This is a genomic window from Intrasporangium sp. (genome assembly GCF_036566125.1).
Taxonomy (GTDB): domain Bacteria; phylum Actinomycetota; class Actinomycetes; order Actinomycetales; family Dermatophilaceae; genus Intrasporangium.
Window position 1 is genome coordinate 1 of sequence record NZ_DATCWX010000304.1, and the last position, 4,441, is coordinate 4,441.

Below are 4,441 nucleotides of genomic sequence, written 5' to 3' on the forward strand. Positions count from 1 at the left end.
CGACCAGCTCCAGGACGGCCACCGGGTCGCGCGCGGCCACCCCGCCGCTCACGTCGTCCTCGCCGCGTTTGCCCTGGCGGAGGACCACGACTGCTCGACCGAGGCGATGCTTTCCGCCGTGCTCGCGGGGTACGAGGTCGGCGCCAGAATCGGGATCGCCATGGGCGGCACGCCCAAGGGCGTCCACGACATCGGCACCTGGGGAGCCGTGGCGACTGCGGTCGCGACGACCCACCTGCTCACCGACGCCGACCCTGTCGCGATCGCACGCGCCATCGAACTGGCGGCGTCGAGCCTGCTGCTCAGTGACGCCCACACCATCTTCAGCGGGTACCCGGGTGGTCACGCCTACCTGGGCGCGTCGATCGGCCACGGCCTGTGGTTGGGACAGGCAGCAGCCGCAGGTCTGGCAGCAGCCCCAGGCGCCCTCGATCGCTTCTTCGCCGCACATGCCGCCGCGGGCTGGGCCGGTCTGCCGCCCGACGGCCCGGGACGCTCGCACGACTACGAGATCCTCCGCGGCTACATCAAGCTGCACCCGGCCTGCGCGCACCTCCACGGCGTCCTCGATGCCCTCGACGATCTCAGGGCGGCCCAGCCAGACGTGGCCCTGGCCGACGACGTACACCGTGTCCACGTCCGGACCTACGCCGCGGCCAGCGCCTTCGACACACCCGCCCGGAACGAGCTCGAAGCCCGATTCAGCATCCCCACTGCCGTCGCCCTGTCGCTCCTGCACGGCCGCCTCGACGACGACGTCCTCACGGACGGCGAGGTCACGAGCGAACGAGTGCGCCAGCTGTCCGCGAGGGTCACCGTCGAGCGCGCACCAGAGTTCGACGCGGGATACCCAGCCGGTCGGCCGACCACCATCGAGATCGCCCTCAGGGACGGCCGCGTCCTCACCGCGACGAGCACCCGGCCAAGAGGGGACGCCGATGGCCACGCCTCCCGAGAGGCCATTCGTGCCAAGGCAACTGAGCTACTTGGGCATGCCTTCGGCACCAAAGCCGGACAGCTCCTCGCCGTCCTCGACGAGTGGCCCGACCGGCACACCCCTCGCGAGGTCGGCGACCTCTTCAGACAGGCGGCACCGACCAACGGCAAGGGCCCAACATGACCTCCAGCGCGCCCCAGAATGCGGCCCGACGCTTCGTGCTCGACGAGGCGGGGTTCGCCCAGCTCACCACCATCGACGCCCGCGGGTACCCCGTGACCCGGACCATGGCGGCCTTCCTTCAGGACGACTGGTCCGTCGCGACCGTGCAGCGCCGGCTGCACCGCCGCCTCGACCAGTGGCGCCGAAACCCACGCACCGAGGTGGTCTGGACCGGACCGCCCCGGCCCGGTGCGACGAACGAGCGGCCGCACGTCTTCGACCTGAACCTCCTCCCGCCACGGCTCGTCGCCGTGCGCGGTGACGCGCAGTTCATGGAACCGGAATGGACCGAGGGCGTCTACCGCGCGGCGGTCACCGCCCAGCGGGCGGCCGGCCACACGCGAGCCCCGCTCCGCGACGCGGACGAGGTGGCCACGCAGCTCGTGGGCGTCCTCATCCGGCCCATCCTCGTGCGCCTCGAGGGCTTCGGCGAGGAGGCGGAGTCCTTCCTCTTCAGGCCATGACCACACGTACAAGGAGGGCAGTGATGTTCAAGACGATCCTCGGCTACGACATCGAGGAGGGGGTGACGCAGGAGGAGTACGAGCGCTGGCTCTTCGAGGTGCACGCGCCCGACCTGCTGGCCAACCCGCACCTCGACCGGATCATCTTCAACAAGGTCGAGGGGCAGGTGACGACGGCTTCCGGAGGCACCGCGGACATTCCCCGGGGTCAGTCGTTTTACCGCATCGCCGAGATGCACTTCGCCGACGAGGCGGCCTTCCGGGCCTACCGAGAGTGGTTCACGGACCACCCGATTCCCTTGGACCGTGGGCCTGTCGGCCGCACGCGCTTCAAGTTCTACGTCACCGCGACACCCACGGAGGTGACCCGCGAGTCCCTCGCCGGGCAGGCGAGGTGAGCGCACACGCGACTCCAGCCCAGCGGCATACGGACAAGATCTTTGCCGTATGCCGCTGGGCTCGGTCCCAGCCTTTCGCGCACCCCGTGGGGTCACCAGGCCGGACACGGGCTCGAGGCGTCCGTTTCCACCAATTGCGGCGGACCGGCCCTGGTCTGCCGTAGCGTCGCACCATGCTCATCGTCGCGATCATCCTTTTCGGCATGGTGGTTGGGGCAGCCGCGCAGCTGATACTCGGTCGGCAGGGCGGCCGGATCAACTGGCCGGCCGCGCTCGGCGCGGGCCTTGCCGGTTCCTTCGTCGGCGGCCTGCTCATCAGCCTCTTGTCCGGTGACGGGCTCGAGCTGCGCGCCAGCGGCATCATCGGCTCACTGGTTGGAGCCTTGATCGTCACGGCGGCGTGGAGAGCGTGGGCCCAGAGTCGCCCGGAGCACTGACGAGCTGGCGCGAAGTTTCCTCCCACCTACGCCCGTGCGGGTACCAGTTGCGGCACCCGCTCATCCCGTCAGTCAGCCATCAGCCGAAGATGCCGCTGTAGGCGTTCAGCGCCGGCTGCCCCCCGAGGTGCGCGAAGAGGACGGTGGAGTCCTTGCCGATCTCACCTTGACTGACCAGGTCCCGAGCCCTCGCAGAGGCGCTCGTCACACCCAGGCTCCCGCACGCCGATGAGGCCCCATACGATGCCCGGGACGGAGAGGAACGGGCAATGGCCGACTACGACGTGCGCATGATCGTCCTGTCGACAGACGACTTGGACGAGTCCATCGCGTTCTACACCGAGACCCTGGGGTTCACCCTGAAGTTCCGCGACGGGACCCACTTCGCGGCCTTGGACGGCGGGTCGGTGACCGTGGCTCTGGCGACCGCGGTGGATCACCCCATCCCCGGCAAGGTCGCGGTCGGCATCAAGACCACAGACGTCGACGCCGCGGCCAAGGCCGTCGAGGAGAACGGCGGGGCAATCCTTCGGGCGCCGTACGACGACGCGCACGAGCGCCGAGCCGTGGTCTATGACCACATGGGAAACGGGCTGGTCTTCTACAGCCCCCTGCCTCGGTCCTGAACCTCGGTCGCGTGCGTGGCGGAGTTACGGAGAACGCTTGGTTCCGGCCACGGCCAGCAGGCCGCCGATCATGGCGAGGTTCTTGAGGAACTGCACGCGCTGCGTCTTCCGCATGACGGGATCGTCGATCTTCCAGAAGGCATGTCCCGCAAGGGAGGTGGGGACCATCGACCCGGCCAGCACCATGGCCGAGAGCCTCGGCATGATCCCCAACGCGAGGAGCGCTCCAGCCGCCGCCTGCGCACCACCGTTGGCACGGACCACGGCCTCGTCGTCGTCGGGAATCGGCAGGACGTTGCGCAGTGCGGCGAGGGTCTCTGATGCCTGGTCCACCCGGCCGCCTGGCTCACGCCAGGCGTCGTATCCGAGCACGGCGTAGGTCGTGCCAATGAGCAGGCGTCCCGTCGTCCGAAGCATCGCGTCCTCGATCCTCTCGACTCAGTTGGACCACTCTTGCATCGAGGGTCACCACGCGTCGAGGGCAACGGCACACACCGGGACGGGCGGGGTCAGCCGCTCGTGACGGCCCCTCGTCCAGCCTCGTGACGAGCCGGCTGCGTCGATCGAACGTACTGCAGCAACAGTGTCGCGCCGACGACGATGCAGACCACCTCCGCGGTCGCAGCGGTCCAGACGGTCCAACCCGCCCAGTCCGAGTGGATGCCGAGCAGTCCCACGGTCGCCGAGATGATGAACGCGCCAAGCGTGGCTGCCCCGAAGCCGAGCGTGAGGAACGCCGGGATCCAGTGCCGCCACTGGACGAGCAGCACCGCGATGACGACGCCCGACACAGCATTGACCATGAACATGGGGCCGACGGACTGGTCGCGGACACCGTTGAACCACATGTAGAGGTGCACAGCGGCGGAGACAAGCAGCGCAACTGCACCGACGAGTCGCAGGGTCATGGGGACTCTCCCTTCCATTGCCGCCTGACGATCGCGAGCGCGCGAACTCCGGGGGCGGACACCCCTGACTACGAGCGCGGGGGCTCGTTGGTTCACCGTCCGGTCCCGAAAGCGGTCAGGAAGCGGTCACGGAGCTGGTCCATCCGCCACACCGGCGCCTGCGGCGTGGGCCGCAGGCCGTCGCCCCAGCCCCATCCGGAGATGCGGCCCACAACGGAACGGTCTTTGCTGATGAGGCTGACCGGGACGTCATGGCTCGCGTCGTCACCGGAGACCAGGGTGATCGGCTGGTGGTCACCGAGCATGAGCACCACGAGGTTGTCGTCGCGTGTGTTCTCGAGGAACGACACCACACTCTCGAGCGAGTAGGCGATCGATTGCGCATAGGCCGCGCGCACGCCCTGCTCGGTCCGCCACACGGTGTCCTGGGTCGGTGCCTTGCCCGCCAT

At 69.0% G+C, this 4,441-nt stretch carries 8 protein-coding genes and 1 pseudogene; 5 read left to right on the forward strand and 4 right to left on the reverse strand.

Features of this window, described 5'->3' with window-relative positions:
* The 4 genes from VIR15_RS18235 to VIR15_RS18250 all read left to right on the forward strand — a co-directional run.
* Positions 1–1,120, forward strand: a 1,120-nt coding sequence (locus VIR15_RS18235) for an MmgE/PrpD family protein (protein ID WP_331930360.1), incomplete at its 5' end; no start/stop codon positions are given.
* A complete protein-coding gene (locus VIR15_RS18240) occupies positions 1,117–1,623 on the forward strand; it encodes a pyridoxamine 5'-phosphate oxidase family protein (protein ID WP_331930362.1) in 507 nt (168 codons plus the stop codon). The genes VIR15_RS18235 and VIR15_RS18240, both read left to right, overlap by 4 nt.
* Positions 1,624–1,646: 23 nt before the next feature.
* A complete protein-coding gene (locus VIR15_RS18245) occupies positions 1,647–2,021 on the forward strand; it encodes a hypothetical protein (protein ID WP_331930364.1) in 375 nt (124 codons plus the stop codon).
* Positions 2,022–2,194: 173 nt separating this feature from the next.
* On the forward strand, positions 2,195–2,458 hold the full coding sequence (locus VIR15_RS18250) for a GlsB/YeaQ/YmgE family stress response membrane protein (protein ID WP_331930366.1): 264 nt from the start codon (positions 2,195–2,197) through the stop codon (positions 2,456–2,458).
* A 79-nt stretch (positions 2,459–2,537) separates the two neighbouring features.
* Here the strand turns inward: VIR15_RS18250 and VIR15_RS18255 are convergent, their stop codons facing one another.
* Entirely contained in the window at positions 2,538–2,666 is a 129-nt protein-coding gene (locus VIR15_RS18255) for a hypothetical protein (protein ID WP_331930374.1), read from the reverse strand.
* A gap of 61 nt (positions 2,667–2,727) precedes the next feature.
* Between VIR15_RS18255 and VIR15_RS18260 the strand changes: the two genes are divergently transcribed.
* Positions 2,728–3,084 carry a VOC family protein gene (locus VIR15_RS18260; protein WP_331930368.1) on the forward strand — a complete coding sequence of 119 codons (357 nt, stop codon included), beginning with the start codon at positions 2,728–2,730 and terminating at the stop codon, positions 3,082–3,084.
* Between the two features lie 24 nt (positions 3,085–3,108).
* Here the strand turns inward: VIR15_RS18260 and VIR15_RS18265 are convergent, their stop codons facing one another.
* The 3 genes and pseudogenes from VIR15_RS18265 to VIR15_RS18275 all read right to left on the reverse strand — a co-directional run.
* Complete coding sequence (locus tag VIR15_RS18265; protein WP_331930370.1) at positions 3,109–3,501, reverse strand: DoxX family membrane protein; 393 nt, start codon at positions 3,499–3,501, stop codon at positions 3,109–3,111.
* A 92-nt stretch (positions 3,502–3,593) separates the two neighbouring features.
* Positions 3,594–3,992 carry a hypothetical protein gene (locus tag VIR15_RS18270; RefSeq protein WP_331930372.1) on the reverse strand — a complete coding sequence of 133 codons (399 nt, stop codon included), beginning with the start codon at positions 3,990–3,992 and terminating at the stop codon, positions 3,594–3,596.
* Positions 3,993–4,084: 92 nt separating this feature from the next.
* Positions 4,085–4,441 (reverse strand): annotated as a pseudogene (locus VIR15_RS18275) (CDP-alcohol phosphatidyltransferase); the annotation flags it as partial.